Source organism: Streptomyces sp. CHD11, assembly GCF_018638295.1.
Lineage (GTDB): Bacteria > Actinomycetota > Actinomycetes > Streptomycetales > Streptomycetaceae > Streptomyces.
This window is the reverse complement of record NZ_JABTTS010000011.1, coordinates 104,344-131,250: the sequence shown is the minus strand read 5'-3', so window position 1 is coordinate 131,250 and position 26,907 is coordinate 104,344. Positions and strand designations below refer to the sequence as shown.

General features: G+C 72.5%; 25 protein-coding genes. 14 read left to right on the top strand and 11 right to left on the bottom strand.

All coding sequences use genetic code 11. The features are described from left to right. Window positions 1-16: 16 nt before the first annotated feature. From HTV45_RS15270 to allB, 4 genes are all read right to left on the bottom strand, one after another. Entirely contained in the window at window positions 17-904 is an 888-nt protein-coding gene (locus tag HTV45_RS15270) for a universal stress protein (protein WP_215206307.1), read from the bottom strand. Window positions 905-1,062: 158 nt separating this feature from the next. After that, window positions 1,063-1,689, bottom strand: coding sequence for a dihydrofolate reductase family protein (locus HTV45_RS15265; RefSeq protein ID WP_215206306.1), 627 nt, complete (start codon window positions 1,687-1,689; stop codon window positions 1,063-1,065). Between the two features lie 142 nt (window positions 1,690-1,831). Next, on the bottom strand, window positions 1,832-2,992 hold the full coding sequence (gene alc, locus HTV45_RS15260) for an allantoicase (RefSeq protein WP_215206305.1): 1,161 nt from the start codon (window positions 2,990-2,992) through the stop codon (window positions 1,832-1,834). A gap of 31 nt (window positions 2,993-3,023) precedes the next feature. Beyond that, entirely contained in the window at window positions 3,024-4,364 is a 1,341-nt protein-coding gene (gene allB, locus HTV45_RS15255; protein WP_215206304.1) for an allantoinase AllB, read from the bottom strand. Window positions 4,365-4,610: 246 nt separating this feature from the next. Here allB and HTV45_RS15250 point away from each other — a divergent pair, with 246 nt between their 5' ends. After that, the gene (locus tag HTV45_RS15250) at window positions 4,611-5,417 is read left to right on the top strand and encodes an IclR family transcriptional regulator (protein WP_215206303.1); all 807 of its coding nucleotides are present in this window, start codon (window positions 4,611-4,613) and stop codon (window positions 5,415-5,417) included. 30 nt (window positions 5,418-5,447) lie between these two features. Here the strand turns inward: HTV45_RS15250 and HTV45_RS15245 are convergent, their stop codons facing one another. Next, window positions 5,448-5,762, bottom strand: coding sequence for a DUF5955 family protein (locus tag HTV45_RS15245; protein ID WP_215206302.1), 315 nt, complete (start codon window positions 5,760-5,762; stop codon window positions 5,448-5,450). Between the two features lie 205 nt (window positions 5,763-5,967). Between HTV45_RS15245 and HTV45_RS15240 the strand changes: the two genes are divergently transcribed. Continuing rightward, window positions 5,968-6,567 (top strand): NTP transferase domain-containing protein, encoded by a 600-nt coding sequence (locus tag HTV45_RS15240; protein WP_215206301.1) that lies wholly within the window; start codon window positions 5,968-5,970, stop codon window positions 6,565-6,567. A gap of 185 nt (window positions 6,568-6,752) precedes the next feature. Then, window positions 6,753-8,378, top strand: a complete 1,626-nt coding sequence (gene aceB / locus HTV45_RS15235; protein WP_215206300.1) for a malate synthase A — start codon at window positions 6,753-6,755, stop codon at window positions 8,376-8,378. Window positions 8,379-8,428: 50 nt separating this feature from the next. On the opposite strand, the gene HTV45_RS15230 is transcribed toward aceB, so the two are convergent. The 4 genes from HTV45_RS15230 to HTV45_RS15215 all read right to left on the bottom strand — a co-directional run bounded on the left by HTV45_RS15230 (window position 8,429) and on the right by HTV45_RS15215 (window position 12,396). Beyond that, the gene (locus HTV45_RS15230; protein ID WP_215206324.1) at window positions 8,429-9,343 is read right to left on the bottom strand and encodes a HipA family kinase; all 915 of its coding nucleotides are present in this window, start codon (window positions 9,341-9,343) and stop codon (window positions 8,429-8,431) included. 96 nt (window positions 9,344-9,439) lie between these two features. Further along, entirely contained in the window at window positions 9,440-9,667 is a 228-nt protein-coding gene (locus HTV45_RS15225) for a hypothetical protein (protein ID WP_215206299.1), read from the bottom strand. A 65-nt stretch (window positions 9,668-9,732) separates the two neighbouring features. Beyond that, complete coding sequence (locus tag HTV45_RS15220) at window positions 9,733-10,686, bottom strand: TerC family protein (protein WP_215206323.1); 954 nt, start codon at window positions 10,684-10,686, stop codon at window positions 9,733-9,735. An 81-nt stretch (window positions 10,687-10,767) separates the two neighbouring features. After that, the gene (locus tag HTV45_RS15215; RefSeq protein WP_215206322.1) at window positions 10,768-12,396 is read right to left on the bottom strand and encodes an IucA/IucC family siderophore biosynthesis protein; all 1,629 of its coding nucleotides are present in this window, start codon (window positions 12,394-12,396) and stop codon (window positions 10,768-10,770) included. 108 nt (window positions 12,397-12,504) lie between these two features. Here HTV45_RS15215 and HTV45_RS15210 point away from each other — a divergent pair, with 108 nt between their 5' ends. From HTV45_RS15210 to HTV45_RS15200, 3 genes are read left to right on the top strand one after another with little or no spacing between them, the layout of a single operon-like run. Beyond that, window positions 12,505-14,025 (top strand): IucA/IucC family protein, encoded by a 1,521-nt coding sequence (locus tag HTV45_RS15210; RefSeq protein ID WP_215206298.1) that lies wholly within the window; start codon window positions 12,505-12,507, stop codon window positions 14,023-14,025. A gap of 45 nt (window positions 14,026-14,070) precedes the next feature. Further along, window positions 14,071-15,345 carry a VWA domain-containing protein gene (locus tag HTV45_RS15205; protein WP_215206297.1) on the top strand — a complete coding sequence of 425 codons (1,275 nt, stop codon included), beginning with the start codon at window positions 14,071-14,073 and terminating at the stop codon, window positions 15,343-15,345. After that, window positions 15,345-16,154, top strand: a complete 810-nt coding sequence (locus HTV45_RS15200) for a hypothetical protein (RefSeq protein ID WP_215206296.1) — start codon at window positions 15,345-15,347, stop codon at window positions 16,152-16,154. The genes HTV45_RS15205 and HTV45_RS15200 overlap by 1 nt, the downstream gene beginning before the upstream one ends. Window positions 16,155-16,261: 107 nt before the next feature. On the opposite strand, the gene HTV45_RS15195 is transcribed toward HTV45_RS15200, so the two are convergent. Next, window positions 16,262-16,894 (bottom strand): helix-turn-helix domain-containing protein, encoded by a 633-nt coding sequence (locus HTV45_RS15195; protein WP_215206295.1) that lies wholly within the window; start codon window positions 16,892-16,894, stop codon window positions 16,262-16,264. A gap of 86 nt (window positions 16,895-16,980) precedes the next feature. Here HTV45_RS15195 and HTV45_RS15190 point away from each other — a divergent pair, with 86 nt between their 5' ends. From HTV45_RS15190 to HTV45_RS15155, 8 genes are all read left to right on the top strand, one after another. Beyond that, window positions 16,981-18,189: a pyridoxal phosphate-dependent aminotransferase gene (locus HTV45_RS15190; RefSeq protein WP_215206294.1), complete on the top strand. Its 1,209-nt coding sequence runs from the start codon at window positions 16,981-16,983 to the stop codon at window positions 18,187-18,189. A gap of 234 nt (window positions 18,190-18,423) precedes the next feature. Next, on the top strand, window positions 18,424-19,251 hold the full coding sequence (locus tag HTV45_RS15185) for a helix-turn-helix transcriptional regulator (RefSeq protein ID WP_215206293.1): 828 nt from the start codon (window positions 18,424-18,426) through the stop codon (window positions 19,249-19,251). Further along, window positions 19,251-19,457, top strand: coding sequence for a DUF397 domain-containing protein (locus tag HTV45_RS15180; protein ID WP_215206292.1), 207 nt, complete (start codon window positions 19,251-19,253; stop codon window positions 19,455-19,457). The genes HTV45_RS15185 and HTV45_RS15180 overlap by 1 nt, the downstream gene beginning before the upstream one ends. Further along, on the top strand, window positions 19,454-20,083 hold the full coding sequence (locus HTV45_RS15175; protein ID WP_215206291.1) for a hypothetical protein: 630 nt from the start codon (window positions 19,454-19,456) through the stop codon (window positions 20,081-20,083). The genes HTV45_RS15180 and HTV45_RS15175 overlap by 4 nt, the downstream gene beginning before the upstream one ends. Window positions 20,084-20,145: 62 nt before the next feature. Beyond that, on the top strand, window positions 20,146-20,568 hold the full coding sequence (locus HTV45_RS15170) for a thioesterase family protein (RefSeq protein ID WP_215206290.1): 423 nt from the start codon (window positions 20,146-20,148) through the stop codon (window positions 20,566-20,568). A gap of 185 nt (window positions 20,569-20,753) precedes the next feature. Beyond that, complete coding sequence (locus HTV45_RS15165) at window positions 20,754-21,668, top strand: DUF1963 domain-containing protein (protein WP_251692114.1); 915 nt, start codon at window positions 20,754-20,756, stop codon at window positions 21,666-21,668. Window positions 21,669-22,242: 574 nt separating this feature from the next. Beyond that, window positions 22,243-23,127: a lysozyme gene (locus tag HTV45_RS15160; RefSeq protein WP_215206289.1), complete on the top strand. Its 885-nt coding sequence runs from the start codon at window positions 22,243-22,245 to the stop codon at window positions 23,125-23,127. Window positions 23,128-23,181: 54 nt separating this feature from the next. Further along, window positions 23,182-23,841: a peptidoglycan recognition family protein gene (locus HTV45_RS15155; RefSeq protein ID WP_215206288.1), complete on the top strand. Its 660-nt coding sequence runs from the start codon at window positions 23,182-23,184 to the stop codon at window positions 23,839-23,841. Window positions 23,842-23,953: 112 nt separating this feature from the next. Here HTV45_RS15155 and HTV45_RS15150 read toward each other — a convergent pair whose 3' ends face one another. After that, the gene (locus HTV45_RS15150) at window positions 23,954-26,746 is read right to left on the bottom strand and encodes a LuxR family transcriptional regulator (RefSeq protein WP_215206287.1); all 2,793 of its coding nucleotides are present in this window, start codon (window positions 26,744-26,746) and stop codon (window positions 23,954-23,956) included. Window positions 26,747-26,907: the final 161 nt, after the last annotated feature.

Below are 26,907 nucleotides of genomic sequence, written 5' to 3'. Positions count from 1 at the left end.
TCCCGCGCCGCCCCGCTCAGTCCCGCTCGCCCGCTCCCCGCACCACCGCGACCGGGCTGTGCGCGTGGTGCAGCAGGGCCTGGCTGACCGAGCCCAGCAGCAGCCCCGTGAAACCGCCGCGCCCGCGCGCTCCGACCACGACGAGCTGGGCGGACCGGCTCGCCTCGATCAGTGCCTCCCGCACACCGCCACGCCGCGTCCGGTGTTCGACCGCGACGTCCGGGTAGCGCTCCCGGAAGCCGGCGAGTGCCTCGGACAGCAGGCGCTCCTCCTCGCCGGCCAGGGCTCCCGCCGGGTTCGCGTAGGGCGTGGACGCGTCCTGCGGGGCGGGCATCGGCGCGTTCCAGGTGGTCCAGGTGTGCAGCGCCACCAGCGGAGCCTTGCGCAGCGCCGCCTCGCCGAAGGCGAACTCCACGGCCTTTTCTCCGGCCGCCGAGCCGTCGACGCCCAGCACGATGGGACCGTCCGGCCGTGGTTCCCCGCGCACCACCAGGACCGGGCAGCGGCCGTGTGCCGTCAGGTGTACCGCGGTCGAACCCACCAGCAGCCCGACGAACCCGCCCATGCCGCGGGACCCGACCACGACCAGCTCCGCGTCGCGCGACTGCGCCTCCAGCGCGGTCAGCGGCTCACCGGTCACCACGACCTGGTCGACGGCGACCTCGGGAGCCGCTGCCGCCGCCCGCTCGACCGCCTCGGCCATCAGGCGGTCGACCATGTTGCGCAGCCCGCCCTCCGGCGGTCCCAGGGGGGAAGGCCCCATGGGTACGTGCATCGCCGGCCAGACGCAGGCGTGCACCACCCGCAGCCCCGCCCCTCGCAGTGCCGCTTCCCGCGCGGCAGCCTCCACCGCTGTGAGACCCGACGCCGAACCGTCCACGCCCACGACCACGAGACCGCCCACCGTGCCTCCTTCGTCCGCTGCCGCCGTCCGTCACCTCCCAGCATGGCGCCGCGCCGTGCGGGTTGTCCTGAGCCGTTCGGCCCGGGGTGGGGGCCGAACGGCCCAGGCCGGCGGCCGGGGTCAGGGGGCAGAGGTCAGGTCAGAGGTCAGGTCAGAGGTCAGGGGCTGTCCGGGAGTGAGTACTCCCCGTACCGGGGGCGGCCGTCCACGTCGTAGGACTGGACGGACACGCCCGCGGAGGTGATCCGGCCGCCGGTGTGCCGCAGGGCGGTCGGCAGCGAACCCTCCGTGAACAGCTTGCGTCCGGCGCCGAGGACGACCGGGAAGGTCAGCAGGTGCAGGGTGTCCACGAGGCCGAGGGAGAACAGGGAGCGGGCGAGGGCGCCGCTGCCGTGCACCTGCAGCTCGCCGTCGGTCCGCTCCTTGAGGGCGGTGACCTCCTCGGCGAGGTCACCGGCGATCACCGTGGTGTTGGCCCAGCCGGGGTCGTCCAGGGTGGTGGAGGCGACGTACTTGGGCAGCGCGTTCAGCGGTCCGGCGACCGGGTCGGCGGGGTCGGTCACCTTCGGCCAGTACGAGGCGAAGATGTCGTACGTACGGTGGCCGAGGAGGAAGGCGCCCACGCGGGAGAAGACCTCGTCGACGAACTGTCCGAAGTCCTCGTCGCCGTAGGGGACGCTCCAGCCTCCCTGGTCGAAGCCGTCCCGGGTGTCCTCGTGTGGGCCGCCGGGAGCCTGGTAGACACCGTCGAGGGTGATGAAGGTGGTGACTACGAGCTTTCCCATGGCGGGTCCTGCCCTTCGGTGCGCGGGGGTACTTGCCGTCATCAGCTCAGACCCCGGGCGTGCCCGCAACTCATCGGTGGTGCGCCGGGGCGGTGTCCGTTCACCGCACGGCGGAGCGGGCCCCTTACCGCAACCGCACGCGCTACACGTTGTGCTGCAGCGCGGTCACGCCCTCCTCCGTCAGCGTGCCGAAGAGCCGCAGGCGGGAGATTCCGCCGTCGGGGTAGATGTCCACGCGGGCGTGGGTGGCGGTCACCGGGTCCGGGAGGACGAACCGGTGGACGGTGTCGGGCTGGAGCCGGGTGCGGGGCAGGATCTCCCGCCAGTCCCCGTCCCCGCCCCCCTTACCGGCAGCGGCGCCCTCACCGGCAGCGGCGCCCTCCGCGCCCGCGCCCTCCGCGTCCTGCACCGAGACCGACACCCAGCCCGCGCTGTTGCCCTTCAGATACGCCGTGTCGATCTCCAGCGCGCGGATCCGCGCCTGTGCCACCAGCCGGTAGCGGATCCAGTCATGGCCCCGGTCGCGGCGGCGCCGGGTCTCCCATCCGTCGTCCATCCTCCCGGAGCGCCCGGGCCGGATGGTGTGGGTGGCGGGCGAGTAGAAGCGGTCGGACGCGTCCTCCACCCGGCCGCCGTTCTCCAGGGCGACCACGTCGAAGGTGCCGAGCGCCGTCAGCCAGGCCGGGTCCGGGACGATCTCGCCGTACACGCGCAGGCGGGCGATGCCCCCGTCGGGGTACTGCCTGAGGCGCAGGTGGGTGAAGCGCTGGACGGCCGTCACGGCGAAGCCGTTGGCCGCGTGGCCGCCCACCGGGGTGCGCGGCACCAGCGTCGTCCACGTCACGTCGTCGCGGAGCAGTTCGCCGGGGGACGGGGAGCCCTCGACCGAGGTGCCCTCGACGGACACCGCCTGCGGGTGGTTGCCGCGGAAGTGGGCGGTGTCCACGACGATGCCGTGGACGACTCCGGGCGCGCCGAGCCGGATCAGCGCCCAGTCGTGGTCGTCCTCCTCCGGCCAGGGGCGGTCGGCGGAGGGACCGCGCCGGCGCCGGGTCTCCCAGCCGTCCATGATCTTGCCCTTGTGCCCGAAGCGCTCGGGGTCGAACTCGGCGCGCCCGGGGAGCAGAAGGTTCTCGCGCTGGGCGAAGAACTCGTCGTTGGCGGCGATGACACCGGCGCCGAGCCCGCGGTCGGCGAGGTCGGCGTGGTGGGTGAAGGGGAAGCCGGCGGTGCGGTAGTCCGCGTAGGGGTCGCCGCCGCTGTAGGGGCGCGCGTCGCCGGTGAAGTTCTCGATCGCCGTCACGGTGATCCGGTCCTGCCTCTCGGTGTCGGTGTCAGTGGGGGCGGGTGAGCAGCCGGCCCTTCGGTTCGGTGAACTCGCCGTCGGCCATGACGCACCGCCCGCGCAGCCAGGTGGACCGGACGACGCCGTACAGGGTTCTGCCCGCGTACGCCGTCAGGCGGTTGCGGTGCTGGAGCGCCGCGGGGTCGACGGTGAAGGTCTCGTCGGGGGCGAGGACGGCGAAGTCGGCGTCGTGGCCGGGCGCGATGGCGCCCTTGCGGGTGCCGAGGCCGGCCAGCCGGGCCGTGTGCGCCGACATCCAGCGCACCACGTCCTCCAGGCCGTGGCCGCGGACGCGGGCTCCGGTCCAGACGGCCGGCAGGCTGAGCTGGAGGCCGGAGATGCCGCCCCAGGCGGTCGCGAAGTCGTCCGTCTTGAGGTCGGCGGTGGACGGGGAGTGGTCGGTGACGACGCAGTCGATGGTGCCGTCCGCCAGGGCCTGCCAGAGCAGGTCCTGGTTGGCGGCCTCGCGGATGGGCGGGCAGCACTTGAACTCGCTCGCGCCGTCCGGGACTTCCTCCGCCGTGAGGGTGAGGTAGTGGGGGCAGGTCTCGACGCTCACGCGGACCCCGTCGGCCTTGGCGGCGGCGATCACGGGCAGCGCGTCACTCGAGGAGAGGTGCAGGACGTGCACCCGCGCGTCCCGGCGTCTCGCCTGCTCCACGAGGTGCGCGATGGCGGTGTCCTCGGCCCGGCGCGGGCGGGAGGCGAGGAAGTCGGCGTATCTCGGGCCGCCGTGCTGCGGGGCGGAGGCGAGGTGGCGGGGGTCCTCGGCGTGGGCGATCAGCAGCCCGTCGAAGGCGGCGATCTCCGCGAGGGAGCGGGCCAGTTGCTCCTGGCCGAGGTGCGGGAACTCGTCCACGCCGGAGGGGGACAGGAATGCCTTGAAGCCGAAGACCCCGGCATCGTGCAGCGGGCGGAGGTCCTCAACGTTGTCCGGCAGGGCACCGCCCCAGAAGCCGACGTCGATGTGGGCCTGGCCGGCGGCGGCCCGCTGCTTGGTCCGCAGGTGGCCGACGGTGGTGGTGGGCGGAAGCGAGTTGAGCGGCATGTCGATCAGCGTCGTGATGCCGCCGGCCGCCGCCGCGCGGGTGGCGGTCCAGAAGCCCTCCCACTCGGTGCGGCCGGGGTCGTTGACATGCACGTGGGTGTCGACGAGTCCGGGCAGCAGGGCGTCGTCGCCGAGGTCCTCCAGGCGTGCGCCCGTGGGGACGGGCGCGTCGTGGGGCAGTACGGCCGTGATCATGCCGTCGGTGACCGCGACGGACGCGGCACGGGTCCCCCCGGGAGTGAGGACGCGCGTCGAGCGCAGCACGAGTTCGGCGTCGGACACGCGTATCCTCCTGGGCTTTCGCACGCTCACCGGACGAATTTCAACGTTCTGTTGAAGGAGTCTTCACCTCGGCCCCCACCTCGTCAAGGGCGTACCTGTCGCGCGGAGGGCCCCATGGCAAGGCCTGGACCTTTCCACACACTGGAATTATTATTCCGCTGAATAGAACCCACCTCCGTACACGCGGGCAGCCGGCCGGCCGCCGGGTAGGCTTCTGCCCTCCCCGCCAGCCGAAAGGAACGCGCCGTGCCGACGTCCAGCGCCAGCACCACCGACTCCGCCCGGTCCGCCGCCAGTGGCGGTGTGCAGTCCCTGGAGCGCGCCTTCGATCTGCTCGAGCGGATGGCGGACGCGGGGGGCGAGGTCGGCCTGAGCGAGTTGTCCGCGAGCAGCGGACTGCCCCTGCCGACGATCCACCGCCTGATGCGCACCCTCGTCGTCTGCGGCTACGTACGGCAGCAGCCCAACCGCCGGTACGCGCTCGGCCCGCGTCTGATCCGGCTCGGCGAGTCCGCCTCCCGGCTGCTGGGGACCTGGGCGCGGCCGTATCTGGCCCGGCTGGTGGAGGAGACCGGCGAGACGGCGAACATGGCGCTGCTCGACGGGGACGAGATCGTGTACGTGGCGCAGGTTCCGTCCAGGCACTCCATGCGGATGTTCACCGAGGTCGGGCGGCGCGTCCTGCCGCACTCCACGGGCGTGGGCAAGGCCCTGCTGTCCGGCTTCCCGCCGGAGGAGGTGCGGGCCCTGCTGGGGCGTACGGGCATGCCGGCCGCGACCGACAGGACCATCACCACGCCGGAGGGCTTCCTCGCGGCCCTGGAGGAGGTACGCCGCCAGGGCTACGCGGTCGACGACAACGAGCAGGAGATCGGCGTCCGTTGCCTCGCGGTGCCGGTGCCCGACTCCCCCACGGCGGCCGCGATCTCGATCTCCGGCCCGGCCGGCCGGGTCACCGAATCGATGACGGAACGGATCGTCCCGGTACTCCAGCAGGTCGCCGTCGAACTCTCCGAGGCTCTCGCGACCCCGGGTGCCGCCCCGACCGCCTGAACCCCGCGGCCCGGCCCGTCCGGGTGGGCGTCAGCCGCGTGGCGCCCGGCCGAACAGGTCCACCGCCTCCCGCAGTTCGCGCACCCCCTGTCCCAGCGCGCTGACCGAGCCGATGGCCCCGGCGATCAGCAGCAGGGAGCGGCGCAGGGCGGGGACGTCGGGGTGGTCTCCGGCGGCCAGGGCCGCCAGCGCGGCGAGTTCCTCCTCCGCGATGCTCCGGTCCCGGAAATCCACCGGATAGGCGGCCAGTCGGCGGCGTAACCGGGCCACGGCGGAGCGCAGCTCCGTCACCCGCGGGTCCACCTGACTGCCGGGCACACGCCTCTGCTCAACGCTCCGCAACACAGTCCTCCCCCTGGCACGCCATGGTGCGCCTCACCGTCCGGTCCCGGTACCCCTCCGGTCGGTGCGCGCCAGTAAACGCCACCCCGGGGCCTTTGCGCCAGTCCGCTGCGTCATCGACTTGCTCCTCAGCGTGACACCGTGGCCCGGGGCACCCATGCCCCGCGCCGCCCCGGCGTCGCGCGCACCGGTGCGGTATGCAGGACCCATGACGGACGACGAGGACCGGATCACGGGACTTCTGCTGGCGGCCGGGGGCGGGCGGCGCCTCGGCGGACGCCCCAAGGCACTGCTCACGCACCGGGGACGGCCGCTGGTGGAGCACGCGGTGGCGGCGCTGCGCGCGGGCGGCTGCACGCGGGTGCACGTCGTGCTCGGCGCGCGGGCGGACGAGGTGCGCGCCCGCGCCGCCCTGCCGGACTGCGCGCTCGTCGACAATCCGGCGTGGGAGCGGGGCATGGGCACCTCACTGCGGGCCGGACTGGAGTCCCTGGCCGGCGCGGACGCGCGGGCCGCGCTGGTCTGCCTGGTCGACCAGCCCGGGATCGGCCCCGAGGCGGTCGCCCGGGTGCTCGGGGCGTACGAGTCACCCGCATCGCTCGCCTCGGCCGCCTACCACGGCGTACGCGGCCATCCCGTCCTGTTCGGCGCCGCGCACTGGCCGGGGATCGCCGCGACCGCGACCGGCGACCGGGGGGCACGCGCCTATCTGAAGGAGCACGCCGACCGGGTGGTGCTCGTCGAGTGCGGAGATGTGGCCGAGGCGTACGACATCGACACCGAGGCGGATCTGGCGCACCTTGAATGAGCCGGGGAGACACCCGGCGCACCTCCCCCGCCCCTGAGCATCGCGACATCGACAGAACATTGAACTTCCACCATGAGGAAACTACTATCCACCGATCAGGGCGTCCGGGGTTCACACGGGTGTCCACAGCCGTATCCGGGCCGACCGGCACCCGGTGCCCCGCACGCGAGAGGAAGTGACAGCCGATGTCCGCTCCAGCGCCGTCCCCGCTGGCCATCGCCGACGCCGAGCCCCTGCCCCGGCAGGAGGAGGTCCTCACCGGGACGGCGCTCGCCTTCCTGGCCGCGCTGCACCGGCGGTTCACGCCCCGGCGTGACGAGCTCCTGGCCCGTCGGGCGGAGCGCCGCGCGGAGATCGCCCGCACCTCCACGCTCGACTTCCTCCCGGAGACCGCCGCGATCCGCGCGGACGACTCCTGGCGGGTGGCCCCGGCCCCCGAGGCCCTGAACGACCGGCGCGTGGAGATCACCGGCCCCACCGACCGCAAGATGACCGTCAACGCCCTCAACTCCGGTGCGAAGGTCTGGCTGGCGGACTTCGAGGACGCCTCCGCGCCCACCTGGGAGAACGTGGTCACCGGCCAGCTCAATCTGATCGACGCCCATACGCGGACCATCGACTTCACCGACCCTGGCTCCGGCAGGTCCTACGCCCTGCGCCCGGCCGGCGAGCTGGCCACGGTCGTCGTGCGCCCGCGCGGCTGGCATCTGGACGAGCGGCATCTCACCGACGCCCACGGCACGCCGGTGCCGGGCGCGCTCGTCGACTTCGGTCTGTACTTCTTCCACAACGCCAAGCGGCTGACCGCGCTCGGCGGGGGGCCGTACTTCTACCTCCCCAAGACGGAGTCCCACCTCGAGGCCCGGCTGTGGAACGAGGTGTTCGTCTTCGCCCAGGAGTACCTGGGCATCCCCCGGGGCACCGTGCGCGCCACCGTCCTGATCGAGACGATCACGGCCGCGTACGAGATGGAGGAGATCCTCTACGAACTGCGCGAGCACGCCTCCGGGCTGAACGCCGGGCGCTGGGACTACCTGTTCTCGATCGTCAAGAACTTCCGTGACGGCGGGGCCAGGTTCGTGCTCCCGGACCGGGGCGCGGTCACGATGACCGCCCCGTTCATGCGCGCCTACACCGAACTCCTCGTGCGCACCTGCCACAGGCGGGGGGCGCACGCGATCGGCGGCATGGCGGCGTTCATCCCCTCCCGGCGGGACGCGGAGGTCAACAGGGTGGCCTTCGAGAAGGTCCGGGCCGACAAGGAGCGCGAGGCGAACGACGGTTTCGACGGCTCCTGGGTCGCCCACCCGGACCTCGTCCCGATCGCCATGGAGTGCTTCGACCGCGTGCTCGGCGACCGGCCGCACCAGAAGGACCGGCTGCGCGAGGACGTCGACGTCAGCGCGGCGGACCTCATCGCCATCGACTCGCTCGACGCCAGGCCGACGTACGCGGGCCTGGTCAACGCCGTGCAGGTGGGCATCCGTTACATCGAGGCGTGGCTGAGGGGACTCGGCGCGGTCGCCATCTTCGACCTGATGGAGGACGCGGCCACCGCCGAGATCTCCCGCTCCCAGATCTGGCAGTGGATCAACGCGGAGGTCGTGCTCGACAACGGCGAGCAGGTCACCGCCGAGCTGGCCCGCGAGGTCGCCGCCGGGGAACTGGCGAGCATCCGCACCGGGCTCGGGGAGGAGGCGTTCGCGGCGGGCAACTGGCAGCAGGCGCACGACCTGCTGCTCAAGGTCGCCCTCGACCAGGATTACGCCGACTTCCTCACCCTGCCGGCGTACGAGCAGCTCAAGGGCTGAGCCCGGGACGCACGGCCGGGCGGCCCGGGACCGCCCGGCCGTCCCGGCCGTCATCCCAGGTGCGCCGACCAGTCCTGTTCCGCCGCCGGCTTGCCGTGCAGGTCCGGGACGCGCTTGAGCCAGTCCGGACGCCCCCGCCGGGTACGCGCCGCCCGCCGGGCGTTCTCCTCGGCGAGTTCCTGCGCGCCGGGGAAGTCGGTGGGCAGCCAGGACGCCGAGGACCGTACGCGCGCGTGGAGGTACGCCACATACGCCTCCCGGACCTCGTCGGGCGTGGCGAAGCGGGAGTCGCCGGCCAGCCATTCGTCGGGGACCTCCGCCGCGATGGACCGCAGCAGTTCCTCCGTCACCTTCGGCGCCAGCTCGGCGTCCGCCGCGCGGACGTCGGGCCCGTAGTGACCGAGGGCGTGATGACGGAAGTCGTACGCCTTGCCGGGGTCGGAGCCCTCCCAGCGGTGGTGGAAGACCAGGGCGGCGCCGTGGTCGATGAGCCAGAGCCGCGGTGGGGCGACGCCGAGCGTCGGCCACACCACCAGATTGGAGCTGTGCACGGTCCGGTCCACGTTCACCGTCAGCGCGTCGAGCCAGACGATCCGCCCGGCCTCCAGCGGGTCGACCGCGAACTCCTGAGCGATCTCGGGGGTGAAGTCCCGGGCCCCCGGCAGATAGTCCATGCCGAGATTGATCCCGGCGCTGGCGGCGTGGAGTTCCTGTACCTCCTGGTGCGGCTCGCCGGCCGCCACCGCGGGGTCGAAGTGCGCCAGCACCAGCTCGGGGAACCGCAGCCCGACGGCCCGCGCCAGTTCCCCCACGATCACCTCGGCGACCAGCGCCTTGCGCCCCTGCGCCGACCCGGTGAACTTGACGACGTAGGTGCCGAGGTCGTCGGCCTCGAAGACGCCGGGGACGGAGCCGCCGGAGTGCAGGGGTTCGACGTAGCGGACGGCGGTGACCTGCTGCAGCATGCTCCCGGGCACTCCGTCCTCGTCCGGCGTCACACAGGGATACTAACCGGGCGGCACGGGCGACCGGGGTGCGCGGCCGGGCGGACGGTCCGGCCTTCACCGCCGCCGGTCGGTCCCGCCGGGTGCGCCGCGCGCCGGGTGGGCCGGGGCCTGTTCGGGAACGTACCGCTCGCACCCGGGGTTGTGGCAGGGACCCGCGGTCCAGCGGGGAACGTAGATGCCCAGGGTCTTGTGCCGTTCGATCACGGTGTCCACCGGCCGGCGGCATGAGCCGCACACATGCTCGGACGGCCGGGCTCCGTCGCGTTTCCGGTCATCACCCATCTGCACATTTTACGCCCGCTTTGCCCTCTTCCGGGAAGAGGTGAGGACCGGTCAATTCGGATCGGTCAATTCTGATCGGTCTTCTGCGGCGGTGGACGCATCATGCTGACCGCGATGGACACGGACAGTACGACGACGATGACGGCGAGGCTGAGGAGGGACGGAATCTCGGGCACGGCCGTGCTGATCGTCTCGTGGGCCGCCTGGAGAACGAGCTTGACGCCGATGAAGCCGAGGATCAGGCCCAGGCCGACGCTGAGGTAGTGGAAGCGGTCGAGGAGGCCGGCGAGCAGGAAGTACAGGGCGCGCAGACCGAGAATCGCGAAGGCGTTGCTGGTGTAGACGATGAAGAGGTCACTGCTGACGGCCAGGACGGCGGGCACGCTGTCGACGGCGAAGACGAGGTCGGCCGCCTCGATCGCGGCGACCACGGCGAGCAGCGGGGTCCCCACCCGTTTGCCCGCTTCCCTGACGAAGAAGTGGGGGCCCGCGTAGTCGTCCTGGACGGGGATGACCTTGCGCAGCAGTCTGACCGCGAGGCTCTTGCCCGGGTCGAAGCCCTCCTCCTCGCCCTTGAGGATCTTGTAGGTGCTGTAGAAGAGGATCGCCGCGAAGACGAACAGCACGGCGGTGAAACGGTCGACCACGGCCACCCCGGCGGCCAGGAAGAGGCCGCGGAAGACCAGGGCGCCCAGGACGCCGAGGAACAGCACACGGTGCTGGTAGGCCCTCGGCACTTTGAAGTAGCCGAAGATCAGAGCGAAGACGAACAGGTTGTCGACCGACAGGCTCTTCTCCAGCAGCCACGCCGTGGTGTACTCCACCCCGGCGTCCATGCCGACCACGAGGAAGACGACGCCTCCGAAGGCGATGGCCAGACCGATCCAGCCCGCGCTCCAGAGGGCCGCCTCACGGAATCCGATGACATGCGCCGTGCGGTGCGCGAGTAGGTCGACCGCGAGTGAAACCACCACGGTGACGGCGAACACCATCCACAGCCAGAACGGCACATCGTGCACGGGCACGCCTCCTCGGGCGCTATGGGCCGACGGTCTCCTGTCCGAGTCTGGGGTATCCGGCGGGTTGCCGCCTCTCCACCGTCACCTTCCGGCCAGCGGGTTGGGCAGGGGCCGGTAGCGGGCGTCGGCGCCGTCGGCCGCCGTCCAGCGCAGCAGGAGGTTGGTCTTGGCGGGCAGGGTGGGACCGGTGAGGAGGGCGGGGATCTCGGGGAGGTCGTGGCGGGCCAGCTCGCGGCGGGCGGCGGGCCAGGGGTCGAAGCCGGGGTGGTGCTCGGCCAGGGCGGCGGCGATCTCCATGAGGTGGTTGACGACCAGGCAGTAGACGAGGCGTTCCCAGCCGGCCTCCCGGGACACCGTGGGAAGCGACGCCGACGCGTGCCTCTCCCGGAGGAGTTTCACGCCTTCGGCGTCCCGGAAGAGGGCCTGTACGGGCATGCCGTCGGCGTCGACGGCGACCAGGGTGTTCTGCAGATGGGCCTCCAGGACGACGCCGTGCCCGGCGAAGGCCGCCAGGACCGGGGGGACCACCCGGGACAGGTACGCCTCCCACCAGGCCGCCGGGTCGGCGGTACCGGCGAGCGGACTTCCGGCGAAACCCTCGGCCAGCGCCGCCGCGAGGCAGGGGGTAGCGCCGGGCGCGACCCGTCCCTGCAGTCCGTCGCGCACGACGACGGCCAGCTGTTCGAAGGCGAAGTCCGCGGTGCGGTGGCCCCGGTCGCTCAGCCACGCCGGGGCGGCCGGACCGTCGAACGCGGCGAAGGCGTCGCGCACGGCCGTGTCGGTGGCGCGCCGCCTCATCAGGTCGTGGCGCCAGAGGCGGCGGATGTCGTTGGTGATGCGTACGTCGAGGCTGAACTTGAGGAAAAGGTCGTCGCCCGGCGCGTACACCGTGCGGATCGCCGCGGTGGGCCACACCGGGAAGGCGGTCGCGCCCAGCCGGAGCAGGCGGCCGTCGGCGAAGGCGGGGGCGAGGTCGCCGGCCGCGAGGTCGAGCTGCCAGGGGTGGGCGGGCAGCAGCCGGTAGCCGGGCGGGGCGGTGCCCAGGCGGTCCAGGGCCGCGGTGTCACCGTCCCCGGCCACGGTGTCCTCGCGCACGGCCAGCAGCGTCAGCGGGAAACGGGCGTGCGCCTCGGGCGCGTACGGCAGCCAGCCGGCCGCGGGACCACCACCCCGCGCCTTCGGGGCCGGATGGTGGGGGTGCCCGGTGAGGAGGGACTGCTCGGAGCGCAGGTAGAGGTCACCGGGTGGTGCGGACCGGGCGCGGGCTTCCAGCAGCGCGGCCACCGCGTCCCGGCTGTCGTACATCTCGGCGGGCAGTTCGTGGTTGGACAGGCCGGTGTGCCGGCGCAGTTCCTCGGCGACGAGTTTCACCAGTTCGGTGTGGCCCACCCGGTGCCAGGCGCCCGCCGTGTACACCTCGGGGGCGGCGGGACGGCGCCCGGTGCCGCGCACCCGCAGCAGCCGGTCCACACCGGGCAGCCGGTACGTCCGGTACGCGTCCGAGCCCGGTGGGGGCTGCGGGACGGACGGAGGCGAGGACGCGGGCGCGGACGAGGGCCGGGGGTGGGACTGGGACTGGGACTGGGACTCCGGCTGGGGCTCGGCCACTTCACGCAGCAGGCAGTTCAGCAGCGGCGCCGACGCGTACGCGTCGGCGCGCCCGGCCAGGGCCGCGCGGCTCGCCGCGTGGTCGTCTGCGGGCGGGGGCATGAGGTCCACGCGTTCTGGTTCCCTACGGTCTGTCCGGCGGAGACGATCAGTATGTCTGCCATGGTCCCCCCGCACGTCCCGCCCCGTGCGCACCCGAGGAGTCCGCCCGTGCACCGTTCCCCCACCGCCGAGACCGAGATCGCCGACGAGCTGACCTCCGTACGGCCCGATCTGGTCACCGGGTACACGGGCGAACTCCCCGGCGCCCGCGCGGCCGTGCTGACCCGGCTGTGGCGCGGTCTCGCGTACGATCCGCTGCCGTGGATCGTCCGCCGTGAAAGGGCCGGTGACGGGCTCACTCTGCGGCTGACGGACGGGCGGCGGCTGCATGGTCCGCGGCCGGATCCGTATGCGACCGGCGCGTATGTCACCGCGGTACGGCTGGACCAGGCGGCCTACGACGACCCCGCGCGGCTGATGACAGATCTCGCCGTACCGCACTCGGCGGTGTTCGCCGCCGAACTCGGGCACAGCGTCGCGTCGTTGGCGCTCTCCCGGGCGGGCGGACGGACGCACCCGCGACAGTGGCCGCCGGAGGGCCGGGAGTGGGAGTGGGAGCAGCGGGTGACCGACGGGCATCCCTTCCACCCCAACTGCCGTTCCCGGCCCGGCTTCTCGGCGGTGGAACAGCTCGGCTACGGACCGGAGCACCGGCCGGTCGTGGAGCTGGAGCTGGTGCCGGTGCCGGCCGGGGAGTGCGCGGTGACGGGAGTGTGGCCGGGGTGGCTGCGGGACGCGGGGCGGGTGATGGTCCCGGTGCATCCGTGGCAGGCGGCCCATGTGCTGAAGCGGACGGGTGAACGGCGGCTGGCGGCACATCCGCTGATGGCGCTGCGCACGCTCGCGCTGCCGGACGGACCGCACGTCAAGACGGCGCTGAGTGCCCGGCTGACGTCCTCGGTGCGGGACATCTCCCCCGGTTCGGTCGCCGCGTCGGCGGTGCTGTCGGAGTTCGGGGAGACGGTGGCGGCGCGCACGGACGGGCTGTTGCACATCACCCGCACCCTGGGCGCGGTGGCGGCCGGCTCGCCCGATCTCGCGGCGGTGCTGCGCGAGTCGCCGCAGGAGTACGCGGCCGACGGCGAACGGGCCGTCCCGGTGGGCGCGCTGGCGACCACCGGACTGCCCCTCTCGGACGGCTGGCTGGGCCGGTTCGCGGCACTCGCCCTGGGCGTCGGGCTGCGGCTGCTGGAGTGGGGGGTGGCGCTGGAGGCACACGGTCAGAATCTGCTCGTGGTGCTGTCGCCGGACGGGGATCCGGTGCGGCTGGTCTACCGCGATCTGGCCGATCTGCGGGTCGGCCCGGCGCGGCTGGCCCGGCACGGGCTCGTACTGCCCGATCTGCCCGATCTGCCCGACCGCATGGTCACGGACGACGAACGCGTGCTGCGGCGCAAGCTGTTCGGTTCGCTGGTGGCGGGCGCGCTGGCCGGCACGGCGGGCTCCGGCCCCGCCCTCCGTGCGGCGATGGAGAGCGGCGTACGGGATCTGCCGCGCACCCCGGACCTGGCCGCGCTGCTGGACGGGCCGCTGCCGGCGAAGGCGCTGACGCTGATGCGGCTGTCGCCGCGGACGGCCGGTGACCAGTGGGCCGAACTGCCCAATCCCTTCCGATACGACCGTTTCTGACCCTCCGTTTTGGAGGGTGGCGCTCCGGATCAATAGGATCCGCCGATGATCAGAAGAAAACGGCCGGTGGTAGGCGTCTGCGCCCTGCTCGCCGCCCTGACGGCCGGGCTCGCCTTCCCGGCCGGGGCGGCCGCCGACGAACCCGCGGGGCAGGCAGCGCCCAAGGTCAATCTCCTGCTCGATGTGAGCGGCTCGATGCGGGCCAGGGACATCGACGGCCAGTCCCGGATGGCGGCGGCGAAGCAGGCGTTCAACGAGGTGCTGGACGCGACGCCGGAGGAGGTCCGGCTGGGCATCCGGACGCTCGGCGCCGACTACGCCGGTGACGACCGCAAGGAGGGCTGCAAGGACACCGCGCAGCTCTACCCGGTCGGCCCGCTGGACCGCACGGAGGCCAAGACGGCGGTCGCCACGCTGGTGCCGACCGGCTGGACCCCGATCGGCCCCGCGCTGCTGGAGGCGGCCGGCGATCTGGAGGGCGGCGAGGGCTCCCGGCGCATCGTCCTGATCAGCGACGGTGAGGACACCTGCGCCCCGCTCGACCCGTGCGAGGTGGCCCGGGAGATCGCGGCCAAGGGCATCGGCCTGACCATCGACACCCTGGGCCTGGTGCCGAACGCCAAGCTGAGCCGGCAGCTCAGCTGTATCGCCGAGGCGACCGGCGGCACCTACACCTCGGTCGAGCACCAGGACGAACTCACCGACCGGGTCAACGAGCTGGTGGACCGCGCGGCCGAGCCCGTGGTGACTCCGGTGGCCGCCGAGGGCGCCGGCTCCTGCGCGAAGGCTCCGCCACTGGAGTCCGGTCTCTACACCGACCGTGAGGAGTTCGGCCAGCAGCGCTGGTACCGGGTGGAGCTGCGCGCCGGGCAGGAGCTGCGCGCCTCCGTGAGTGTGGCGGCGGACCGGGCGGTGCGTCCGGACCACGGCGTGCTGCTGCGCGCCGTCACGGTGCACGGCCGGGAGATCGTGCGCGGCGAGGCCACGGGCACCGGCCGGACCGACGTCCTCTCCACCGGTCTGCGTTATCCCAAGCCCGAGCGGGACGACGACGACAGCGACAAGCCGGCCTCCGAGGTCGTGTGCCTGGCGGTGACCAACTCCTTCTCGGCGGACTCCGGGGTGAAGACCACACCCGGTCTTCCGCTGGAGCTGACCGTCGACGTCGTGGACGGTCCGGACGGGGCGGGCGATGTGGCTTCCTTCGGTCTGGGCCGCGGCTGGTGGCTGCTCGGCGCGCTGATCCTCACCGGCTTCGTCGCCGGTCTGCTCTGGGGCTGGCTGTCCCGCTGGCGGTTCGCTGTCTGGAGGAACAACTGATGCGCGCCATACGTGTTCTGGGCGTCGCCCTGCTGACGCTCGGACTGGCCGCGACCCCCGCGGCGGCCGACTCCTCGCCCTCCCCGGAGGCGACCGGGGGCGGGGACGGCCCCACCCGCGCGGGCACCTCCTTCCGCACCGCGACGGAGGTCGAACAGGGGCAGACCGCCACCGCGCGCGCCTCCACCGGCGACTACCTGTACTGGTCGTTCCCGGCCGACGCCGGGCAGCGCCCCACCGTGAGGGCGACGGTGAGACTGCCGGACAGCCACGCGGCCGAGACCTGGCAGATCGACGTGTACGACGGTCTCCGCCGCCGCCAGGCATGCCAGTACGGGGCGCAGACCCGCAAGGCCGGCGCCGACACTCCCTCGGTGGAGCTGGAGTGCGTGCTGCGCACGGTCCGCGCCTGGTCGGAGCCGTGGGCGAACGACCCGCTGCCGGGCACGTACTACGTCCGCCTCACGGCGCTGCGGCTGTCCCCGGCCGACCTGGGCCAGGCCGTCGACGCCGAACTGCGGATCGAGTCCATGGACATGGGCGGCGCGGCGGCCGTCGACGGCTCACTGTCCGAGCCGCTGGTACCGGGCATCGCGGCCCGTGCCGCGTCGGACGAGGCGCGGGACGACGACTCGCCCACCGCTGTGCTGGCCGGCCTGGAGCCGGAGGACGGCTGGACCTCCGGCTGGTGGTCCGACCGATGGGTCTGGACCGCGGCGGGCGGCGCGCTGGCCGCACTGGCCGGCGTCGCCGGCTACCGGCTGACCCGTGGATCCGGGCGCCCGCGCGGGGTACCGCCGACCGCGTGACGGACCGAGTGACGGCCGAGTGACACCCTCCCGGAAGGCCCGCCCCGTGCGGGCCTTCCGTCTTTCCCCCTCTCCCCCCTCCCCCTCTCCCTGACGCCCTCTCCCCCTCACGCCTCCCGCAGGGCCTTGGCGAGCGGGCCCTCGCCGGTCACCTCGACCCGCCCCGCGCGCACCGCGCCGGACAGGGTCAGCTCGCCCCGGCCGATCGCCGTACAGGTGCCGCTGTCCAGGGCCAGGCGGGCGTCCGGTTCGGCGGGGGCGGGGCCGTCGCCGTAGAGGGGGCCACCGTCCCGCGCGCCGGCCCGCAGGTGGAACCGTCCCTCCTCCAGGCGGACCTCCACCAGTCCCGTCTCCCCGTCCAGCGCGCGCAGCAGGGGCAGGGCGAACCAGTGGGCGCGTACCGCGTCCGTGGGGCGCCGCTCGCCGAGGTCGGTCTCGCCCCAGGTGCCGAGGGCCTGGAGGACGGGGAGCAACGCGGCGCCGCGCGGGGTGAGTTCGTAGACGTGGGCCGCGCCGGGCGGGGGGAGCCGGCGGCGGGTGGTGAGGCCGTCGCGCTCCATGTCCTTCAGCCGTGAGGCGAGGACGTCCGTGCTCACGCCCGGCAGGTCCGCGTGCAGGTCGGTGTAGCGCCGCGGGCCGGCGAGGAGTTCCCGGACGATCAGCAGGGTCCAGCGGTCGCCGACGGTGTCGAGCGCTCGCGCGGCGGAACAGTACTGGTCGTAGCTTCGGCGAGGTGGCATGCGACGCAGTCTAGACAAGTCGTTGGACTTTCCAAGCGTCTACTTGGTAAAACCAAGCAACACCAGATACCGGAGGGAAGCCGCGCATGGAGTTCCGGCAGTCGAGCAAGCTCAGCGAGGTCTGTTACGAGATCCGCGGTCCGGTGATCGAGCACGCCGACGCGCTGGAGGAGGCGGGGCACAGCGTGCTGCGCCTGAACACCGGCAATCCGGCCCTGTTCGGCTTCGAGGCGCCGGAGGAGATCCTCCAGGACATGATCCGGATGCTTCCCCGGGCGCACGGCTACACCGACTCGCGCGGCATCCTCTCCGCCCGCCGCGCGGTCGCCCAGCGCTACCAGACCCTGGGCCTGGAGGTCGACGTGGACGACGTCTTCCTCGGCAACGGTGTCTCCGAGCTGGTGTCCATGGCCGTACAGGCCCTGCTGGAGGACGGCGACGAGATCCTGATCCCCGCCCCCGACTTCCCCCTCTGGACGGCGGTGACCACCCTCGCGGGCGGCAAGGCGGTCCACTACCTCTGCGACGAACAGGCCGACTGGTATCCGGACCTGGACGACATGGCCGCGAAGATCACGGACCGCACCAAGGCCGTGGTCATCATCAACCCCAACAACCCCACGGGCGCCGTGTATCCGAAGGAGGTCCTCGGGGGCATCCTCGACCTCGCCCGCCGGCACGGCCTGATGGTGTTCGCCGACGAGATCTACGACCAGATCCTCTACGACGACGCCGTGCACCACTCGACCGCCGCGCTCGCACCCGACCTGGTCGTCCTCACCTTCTGCGGCCTGTCCAAGACCTACCGGGTGGCGGGTTTCCGCTCCGGCTGGATGGTGGTCACCGGCCCGAAGCAGCACGCGAAGAACTACCTGGAGGGCCTGACCATGCTGGCCTCCATGCGACTGTGCGCCAACGCGCCCGCCCAGTACGCCATCCAGGCCGCGCTCGGCGGCCGGCAGTCCATCCGCGAGCTGACCGCACCGGGCGGGCGGCTGCGCGAACAGCGGGACGTGGCCTGGGAGAAGCTGAACGAGATCCCCGGCGTGAGCTGCGTGAAGCCCAAGGGCGCGCTGTACGCCTTCCCGCGCATCGACCCGTCCGTGCACAAGATCCACGACGACGAGAGGTTCGTCCTCGACCTGCTGCTGAGGGAGAAGATCCAGGTGGTCCAGGGCACCGGCTTCAACTGGCCCTCCCCCGACCACTTCCGCATCCTCACCCTGCCGCACGCGGACGTACTGGAGACGGCGATCGGCCGGATCGGCCGGTTCCTGGGCGGGTACCGGCAATAGCGGCCGAACCGACCGCTGTTCCGGGAGCAGACGGAAGCGGATGCGGCCGGGCACCAGAGTGAAACGGGCGTGCGTTGCCGCCCTGCCCACCCGGCCTCCGGGAGAACGCCTGGGTAACGGCGCCGGTACACCGGGTCACCGTGCGGATGCTGTCCGGAGCTGTCCGGGCCGGGCCGCGTGACGTCCCGCACCGGCGGCGAGTTGGGCATGGGTGGCACATGGAGGTGTGGGGACATGAGTGCGGAACGTTACGGCGCGGACGAGGAGTCGGCGGCCGTTCTGCGGACCGTCGGGCGGGTCATCAAGATGTGCCGGGAACGGGAGGGCATGACCCAGGCCGGCCTCGGAGCGGCCATCAGGTACAGCGAGGAGCAGGTGTCGTCCGTGGAGCGCGGGCGACGGGCTCCTGCGGAGGAGTTCCTGGAGGCAGCTGACCGGGTGCTCGAAGCGGGCGGGCTGATCTCGGGGCTGAAGAACGATGTGGCGAATGCCCGGTTCCCCAAGAAGGTGCGGGACCACGCGAAGCTGGAGTCGGAGGCGGTTGAGCTGTGCGCCTACGCCAACTCGGTCGTGCACGGCCTGCTCCAGACCGAGAAGTACGCGAGAAACCTTTACGTCATGAGGCGACCCCCATTCTCCGAAGAGCACGTGGATGAGCTCGTCGAGGGACGCCTGGCACGCCAAAGGCTCTTCGATCAGCAGCCCGCGCCGGTCTTCAACTTCGTCCAGGAAGAGGTGACGTTGCGCCGTCCGCTCGGGGGCAGAATGGTGATGCGCAAACAGCTCGAACATCTGTTGGAGGTCGGTCACCGGCGGAACGTGGAGATTCAAGTGATGCCCACCGACCGCGAGGACCACGCCGGTATCGACGGATCATTCCAACTCCTGCGGCTCAAGGAGGGGGTTACGGTGGCTCACAACGAAGTGCAGCTCACGAGTCGGCTGATCTCGCACGTCAAGGAGATCCAGATCTGCGAGGTTCGCTACGGCGCTCTCCGAGCCCAGGCTCTCACCCCTCGTGAGTCGCTCGCCTTCATCGAGAAAGCGCTGGGAGAGACGTGATGACCAACCCCTCCACGGAACACGGCCGGCCACTGGAGTGGTTCAAGAGCAGCTACAGCACCGCCGATGGCCCCGAGTGCCTCGAGATCGCCTCCACCCCCGAAACCATCCACGTCCGGGACTCGAAGCACATACACGGTCCCCGCCTCACCTTCGCCCCCCGGCGGTGGGCCGCCTTCCTCCCGTACGCCTCCGGACGCCGATGACCCGACCGCCCACCGCCGCGCAGCTCCGCCTCATCGAGGCCGCCGATCCCGACACCGGGCGGCTGAGGGGTACGCCGGCGCAGCTCGCCGCGCTGGTGCGGCGCGGGCTCGCGTTCCGGCATCCGAGACCGCCGCACGATCACTTCCTGACCCCGGCGGGGCACCGGATCCGGGAGGCGGAACCCGAGGCCGGACAGCCGGGCCCACCGGCCGCCACCGGCGGGTTCTCGGCGCGGGTGGGCGGCGAGGAGACGGCTCCCCCGGACGGTCCCGCCCGGCTCCGGGAGGTGCGGAGCGCCTGGCAGGGCATGCTGGAGCTGCGCCGGATGACCAACCCGGACGGCGCCACGGACCGGCCGTGCGGCTGGGAACGCTCGCATCTGGTGCGGGCCGCCGCGCTCGCCCTGGAGGCCGCCGGTCACCGGCCGGCCGGCGCCGACCCAGCGGACGGCGGTTACCGCGTGCGGGAGACCCGGCAGCCGGAGGCGGTCGCCGTGTACGAGCCGGACGGCGAGGCGCTGCGGGCCTGCGCCGACACGCTGGAGCGGGCCGGCTGGCAGGCCGGGGAGTACACGGAGCCGAGGACGCGGACGCGTTATCTGCTGGCCTCCCCGCGCCGGGCCTGAGGCACGTGCCAAGATCGGTGGGCGCTACATCGAGCCGATCAGGCATGAAGGGGACAGACGCCGTGAGCGAGCCGTTTTCCGTCCGGGTGACCGTACGCGGGTACGAGACCGACACCCAGGGCCACCTCAACCAGGCCGTGTATCTCAACTACGCCGAGCACGCGCGCTGGTCGCTGCTCCAGGCGGCGGGGATCACCCAGTCGGGCCTGATCGCCCGCGGAGTGGGACCGGTCGCCCTGGAGACCACCATCCGCTACCGGCGTGAACTGCTCGCGGGTGACGAGGCCGAGGTGAGCTGCGCCTTCCTCTGGAGCGGCGGCAAGACCTTCACCATCGAGCAGACGATCACCAAGGCCGACGGCACCGTGGCGGCCGAACTCACGGGTGTGGGCGGGCTGATGGACCTGAAGCAGCGCAAGCTCCTGCCGGACCCGGGGGCCGTTTTCCGGGAGCTGGCGAAGGACCCGGCCCTGTTCGGGCTGTAGCCGGGGTTCGCAGGCGGCGAACTCCTCGTCGTCGTACCACTCGGCGCCGGCCAGGCGGGCACACAGGTCCTCGCGGCGGAACTCGCCGCTGCCGTGCCGTTCGCCCAACCGCTCGGCGCGGCCCACGGGTTGTCACCTCCACTACGTGTTGCCGTGCCCATCGACACCCCGATGAGACAGTCGTGTTGGAGGGGGTTACCGTCTCGGGCATGGATCATCAAGGAGAGTTTCGCCGGGCGGCGCTCGAGTCGGGCATCCCGGACGACGAGGTCAGCAGATTCAGCCGGCACCTTCGTTTGACGATCGGGTTGTCCTGGGCGGGCGGTGGTGATCCGGTCGGGCAGGTCGGTGGGTCGCCCCGGCTGCCGGTGGGCATGAAGTGGCCGTCCGCCGGGGACATTCCGTTGCCGTTGCTCCTTTCCGTCGATTGTGGGGCGCTGCCGAGAGTCGACGGCCTCGACCTGCCGAAGGACGGGACGCTGCTCTTCTTCGTGGACCAGGAGATGGACCACGAGGACTGTTCCGGGAGGTACGCACGCGTCGTGTACGTACCGGACGGGACCGAGACCGCGGTCGCGGAAGCCCCCGGCTCCGTGCCTGTCCGCGACCGGGTCGACGTCAGCGCCGAACTCGGAGCCGAACTGCCCCTTTGGCTCCAGGAGGGCGACGAGGACTGGCACGAGTACTGGGGGGAGGATCTCGATCGGGAGGACATGTCACCCTTCCAGCAGCAGTTGCTCCAGTACATGGAGAATGACCTGCCGCACCTGGACGAACTCCGGGATCTGGCCTACGGCCTCTGGCCGTCCGACGCGCAGGTTTTCATCGGCGGGTATGCCGATGACGAGGTGATCAACAGCATCGCGGAGCAGACCCTCGCGGGACGCGAGAAGGCAGGCGAGATCCCAGCCGTCCAGGACGCGACATGGGATGCCGACCTGGAGAAGGAAAAGCACCGGCTGACAAGCGAATGGATATCGCTCGTCAGTGAAACCCCGGTCTACGAGGAGTACTACACGAGTTTCGTGATCCGCCACGACGACTTGGCCGCCGCCCGGGTGGACAAGGCGCTGCCCGTGACCACGTTCGAGGCCCCGTGACCGGGTTCGACTCATCTCCGCCACTCAGCGTTTCCCCATCCGCGCTACTGGCTGGGCTGCAAGACAGGTGAAGCCCGTGGTGGATGGGCCTTCGGCCAGGAAGCCGTCTCCACGACAGGCTCCGTGGGTTTGTCCACCCGTCCGGCCCCGGCGGAGGGCGGGCCTGCGCGGCCCTCCGCCGGCGTCGGACATCACGCCGCGCGAGATCCACCGCTCCGCAATCGCGGACAAAGCCATCCGGGACCAGCGTGACGAGATGCCGCACGTCTGCGAGGCCACCACGAAGGCGTGCCGCCGCTTCGGGATGCTCACCGAGGAGCCCGAGGAGCCGTTGCCCTTGTTTCAGCGCTGAAAGTTTCCGCCGCCCGGATCCCAAGTTTCCAGGCCATCCGCTCTTACAGTGGACCAGACCACCAGAGAGTAACGAAGGCTCTTTACAGGGCTGGAATCTACGTGCGTAACTAATGACGCGCGCACGTCAAAAAGCACGTCACTGAGTACGGATCTGCCCAGGTGGCAGCGGCCGACGTCACCTCCTTCGCTCATCCCCACATGTGTCAGGAGGAAGTCCCCCATGTTCTCTCTCCCCAGACCCCTGGCCGGCCCCCGCAGACGGGCCGCCACGGCCCTCGGCGTCCTCGGTGCCGCCCTCGCCCTGACCGCCACCACCGCCGGCGGCGCGACCGCCGCACCCCAGCCCGGCCGGGACCGCGTCAGCGTCGAACCGGGCGAGGCCTACATGGGTGTGGGCGCCCGCATCCACCAGGGCGTCCCCGCCGGTGAGCCGTCGATGGGCGTCCTGGCTCCCACGGACGGTGTCCAGGGCATCGACGTCTCGCACTGGCAGGGCGGCATCAACTGGTCCTCGGTGCGCAACTCCGGGATCCAGTTCGCCTGGATGAAGGCGACCGAGGGCACCGGCTACAAGGACCCGAGTTTCAACGCCAACTACCCCGCCGCCTACCACGCCGGCGTGATCCGCGGGGCGTACCACTTCGCCACCCCCAACACCTCCAGTGGCGCCACCCAGGCGAACTACTTCGTCAACAACGGCGGCGGCTGGTCGCGCGACAACCTGACCCTGCCCGGCGTCCTGGACATCGAGCACAACCCGTACGGGGCGATGTGCTACGGCCTGTCCACCACGCAGATGCGCAGCTGGATCAACGACTTCTACAACACGTACAAGTCGCGCACGAGCCGTGACGTCGTCATCTACACGACGGCGAGCTGGTGGAACACCTGCACCGGCCACTGGACCGGCATGTCGGGCAAGAGCCCGCTGTGGGCGGCGCACTGGACCTCCGCGGCCTCCCCCACCATCCCGAGCGGATTCCCCACCTGGACGGTGTGGCAGTACACCAGCACCGGGTCGGTGGCCGGCATCTCCGGCAACGTCGACCGGAACAAGTTCAACGGGTCCCGCGACCGGCTCCTGGCGCTCGCCAACAACACGTGACGGTGTAGAGGCCCCCGCGTCCCCCCACCCCCTCCCCCGAAGCGAGGAGTGATCGTGCATCCCCAGAACACTTCACGGCGCCGCATCCTGCTGGCCGGCGCGGCCGGCCTGGCCGCCGCCACCGCCCTGCCGGGCACCGCACGGGCCCAGGGCGCCGAGGCCGTCGAGCCGGACATCGACTCCACCGCGACATGGGGCGCCCGCTCCCCGCAGGGCAGCATCAGCCTGCTCCAGTACCGGCCGAGCAGGCTCGTCGTCCACCACACGGTGAGCACCAACTCCACCGACTTCTCCCGCGCCCGGGCCCACGCCCACGCCCACTGGGTCCAGGACCTGCACCTGGACAAGAACAACTGGGTCGACACCGGCTACCACTTCCTGGTGAGCCGGGGAGGCTGGATCACCGAGGGCCGGCACGGCAGCCTCCAGGCGCTGACCGGGGGCCGGAACTTCGTGCTCGGCTCCCACACCTCCGGGCAGAACAGCCAGGCCGTCGGCATCGCGTGCGAGGGCGCCTACCACGCGGGCGCGGTACCGCCGGACGCCCAGTGGGAGGTGCTGGTGACCCTGTGCGCGTACACCTGCGCGCGGTACGGCATCCCGTCCGCGCAGATCTACGGCCACAAGGACTACGGCGACACCCTCTGCCCGGGCGTCTATCACGACATGCTGCCCCGGCTGCGGGCGGAGGTGGCGGCGGCCCGGGTGGCGTAGCCGGACGTGGCTCACACGGATCGAGGACAACGGCACCGGGTCCCGCACGGTACGGTCCGGCCGAGTTCCTGACGCCTGGCAGGAGAGGGTGGCCGGTCCCGTCCGGTTCGCCTCATCCCCGGTGGTCGGCCACGGCGAGGGTGTCCTCGACGAGGTCGCGCAGCTGGGAGCGGGCGGTGACGCCCAGCTTGGGGAAGCTGCGGTAGAGGTGCGAGCCGACCGTGCGCGGGGAGAGGAAGAGCTTCTCGCCGATCTCGCGGTTGGTCAGTCCCCGGGCGGCGAGCCTGATGATCTGCTGCTGTTGCGGGGAGAGTTCGGCGACCGCGTCGGGGGCGGTGTCCGTGACGTCCAGGCCGGCGGCGCGCGATTCGGCCCGGGCACGCTCGATCCACGGGCGCGCGCCCAGTCGCCGGAAGGTTTCCAGCGCCTCGGTGAGCGGTGCTCGCGCTTCCGCGATGCGCCGGCGGCGCCGCAGCCATTCGGCGAGGTCCAGCAGGGTCTGGGCACGTTCGAAGGGCCAGTGTTCCAGCACCGGGTCGGCCAGGGCCGCCCGGAAGTGCGGCTCGGCGTTCTCGGGGTCCGCCAGCAGGCCGCGGGCGCGGCTGATCAGCGCGCGCAGCCGGGGCGAGGCGCCCGCGTCGAGAGTGCGTGCGGCGCGCTCGACGATCGCGGCGGCCTCCTCGCGCCGGCCGCTGCGCACGGCGGCGGCGGCCAGGTCCGCGAGGGCCGGACAGGAGGCGTGGTAGTGCACGGGTGCGCCGTCTGCCGCGAAGACCGTGCGGAGTTGGTCGAAGGCCGCCTCGTGCGCGCCTTCCGCGAGGGCCGCGGCGCCGAGTGCGCGACGGGCGTAGACGGCGACCGAGCGGCTCTCCAGCGGGTCGATCAGGGCGAGCGCGTCCTCGGCCCGGGCGCGGGCTGCCGCCGGGTCGCCCTGGTAGGCCAGCACGGTGGCGTCCACGGCGGCCGCGCATGCCACGGCGTGGTCGAGGCCGGTCGTCGAACCGAGCGCGCTGCTGCGCGCGCACGCCTCCCGGGCCCGCCCCCACTTCCCCTGTTCCACGTAACTCCAGGCGGCCGCGCCGCCCAGGCCCTCCGGCAGCGGCCCGCGCATGCCCCAGTGGTCGAAGGCCCGGTCGAAGGCGCGGACGGCCTGCGGGGTCTCGTCCAGCAGCCACGCCATGATCGCGAAAGCGGTCAGCCGGCCGGGGCTGTGGCGTGCCTCGGCCGCCATCCGCGGGAGCAGCGGCAGCAGTTCGGCCCTGGTGGCGAACGGGTCGGTCACGGCCCGTATCCAGGTGCGCGCCCACGACCGTGACGCGTCCTCGGGAATGCTCCGCAGGACGGCGTCGACGCGTTGCCGCTGGGCCTCCTCCCCGCAGTAGAAGCGGACCACGGCGGCGCCGGCCAGCAGGTCGAGCGCGGTGGCGGGCTGTGTGGGGGCCAGCTCCTCGGCGGCGTCGGCCAGTCGGGGGAAGACCACGGTGTGGCGCACGGTCAGTACCGCCAGTCGCCCGGCCTGCGCGGCGGCACCTGCCAGCAGCGACGCGTCGTCGGTGCGTGACCGTACCTCGGAGACGATCTCCTCGACCCAGGCGAGGTCGCCGGTGAGGACGGCCTGCGCGGCGGCCTCGACGAGGAGCCGGGCACCGTGCTCGCGCGGTGCGAGGTCCGCGGCGCGCTGCAGGGCCCTGGCCGCCGCCTCGTGGCCGCCGCGGCGGCGGGCCCGGTCGGCGGTCCGTGCCAGCTCCGCCGATACCGCCGCGTCCGGGGACGTGGCCGCCGCGGCGAGGTGCCAGGCCCGCCGGTCCGGCTCGTCCCGCAGCGCTTCGGCGAGTGCGAGGTGGGCCGCGCGCCGGGCGTCGGCGGACGCGGCGTGGTAGACGGCCGACCGGGCCAGGGGGTGACTGAACCGGGGGCCGCGGCCGGTGCGCCGGAGCAGTCCGGCCCGCTCGGCGGGTGGCCACGCGTCGTCGGCGTCCCGCAGCGCGGCCGGAACGACGACGGCGGCGTCGGCGTCGGCGGCGTCCATGGCGGCCAGCAGCAGCAGGGCACGCGCGGTGGGAGCCGGCAGGCCGTCCAGGCGATCCGCGAAGAGCCGCTCCAGGCGATCGGCGACGGGAAGCGGACCGGCGGGCGGCGGCCCCCCGGGTGTCTCGTGCCCGGTGGCCGTGTTCGCCAGTTCGGTCAGTGCCAGCGGGTTGCCGTCGGCCTGGGCGAGGATCCGATTCCTCGTCCTGCCGGTGGGGGGCTGCGGCCGCAGGTCCAGCAGCCGGCCGGCCGCGGCCTCGTCGAGGGGCCCCAGGGTGAGTGTCGCCGCGTGCCGGCCGAACCCGGGGAGGTGATCGCCGGCGCGGGCCGCGACCAGCATCGTGACGGGTTCGTCCACCAGCCGCCGGGCCGCGAAGGACAGGGCGTCCAGGGAGGCGCGGTCGCACCACTGCGCGTCGTCCAGGATCACGACCAGGGGCCCCCGGTCCCCCAGGGCGGAGAGCAGGCCCAGGACGGCGGCCCCGATCAGCATCAGGTCGGCTTCCACCGGTGCCGGTCCCGCGCCGAACGCGCCGCGCAACGCCGCGCGTTGTCTCTCCGGCAGCCCGTCCACCTCGTCCGGCACCGGCCGCAGCAGCTGATGCAGGGCGGAGAAGGCGAGGCTCGACTCCGTCTCGCTGCCCTCGGCGCGCAGCACACGAGCACCGCTCGCTCCGGCCCGGCGCACCGCACGGTCCAGCAGCGCGCTCTTTCCCGTGCCCATGTCGCCGAGCAGCATCAGGACCGGCTCGGCCGACGCCGGATCCACCGCGCGGAAGAGGCGGGCCAGTTCCGCGTCCCGGCCGACGATCGGCTCTTCCTCGTCGGACTCCGGTCCGGCGGCAACCGCACGGGGGCCGCCTGCGCGTGCGTCCACGGGGGCCTCCAGGAACGGTGGCTCTTCGATCGGAGCCGTCTCGCCTTGCCGTCGACCAGGCTACAAGCAGCCCGGACCGGCGCCCGGACGTGCGGACGGGTGCAGTCACGTGACGGATACCGCGTGTCCCAGGGCCGCCCGTACCGTTCCGGAAAGGCCTC

Bases quoted from the DNA above. Each gene is read 5' to 3' on its own strand.
- HTV45_RS15190 (WP_215206294.1), top strand. From the start codon at position 16,981: ATGGAGTTCCGGCAGTCGAGCAAGCTCAGCGAGGTCTGTTACGAGATC.
- HTV45_RS15195 (WP_215206295.1), bottom strand. From the start codon at position 16,894: ATGCCACCTCGCCGAAGCTACGACCAGTACTGTTCCGCCGCGCGAGCG.
- HTV45_RS15225 (WP_215206299.1), bottom strand. From the start codon at position 9,667: ATGGGTGATGACCGGAAACGCGACGGAGCCCGGCCGTCCGAGCATGTG.
- HTV45_RS15200 (WP_215206296.1), top strand. From the start codon at position 15,345: ATGCGCGCCATACGTGTTCTGGGCGTCGCCCTGCTGACGCTCGGACTG.
- HTV45_RS15230 (WP_215206324.1), bottom strand. From the start codon at position 9,343: ATGCTGCAGCAGGTCACCGCCGTCCGCTACGTCGAACCCCTGCACTCC.
- HTV45_RS15265 (WP_215206306.1), bottom strand. From the start codon at position 1,689: ATGGGAAAGCTCGTAGTCACCACCTTCATCACCCTCGACGGTGTCTAC.
- HTV45_RS15175 (WP_215206291.1), top strand. From the start codon at position 19,454: ATGACCCGACCGCCCACCGCCGCGCAGCTCCGCCTCATCGAGGCCGCC.
- aceB (WP_215206300.1), top strand. From the start codon at position 6,753: ATGTCCGCTCCAGCGCCGTCCCCGCTGGCCATCGCCGACGCCGAGCCC.
- HTV45_RS15215 (WP_215206322.1), bottom strand. From the start codon at position 12,396: ATGCCCCCGCCCGCAGACGACCACGCGGCGAGCCGCGCGGCCCTGGCC.
- HTV45_RS15185 (WP_215206293.1), top strand. From the start codon at position 18,424: ATGAGTGCGGAACGTTACGGCGCGGACGAGGAGTCGGCGGCCGTTCTG.
- HTV45_RS15180 (WP_215206292.1), top strand. From the start codon at position 19,251: ATGACCAACCCCTCCACGGAACACGGCCGGCCACTGGAGTGGTTCAAG.
- HTV45_RS15205 (WP_215206297.1), top strand. From the start codon at position 14,071: ATGATCAGAAGAAAACGGCCGGTGGTAGGCGTCTGCGCCCTGCTCGCC.
- HTV45_RS15160 (WP_215206289.1), top strand. From the start codon at position 22,243: ATGTTCTCTCTCCCCAGACCCCTGGCCGGCCCCCGCAGACGGGCCGCC.
- HTV45_RS15240 (WP_215206301.1), top strand. From the start codon at position 5,968: ATGACGGACGACGAGGACCGGATCACGGGACTTCTGCTGGCGGCCGGG.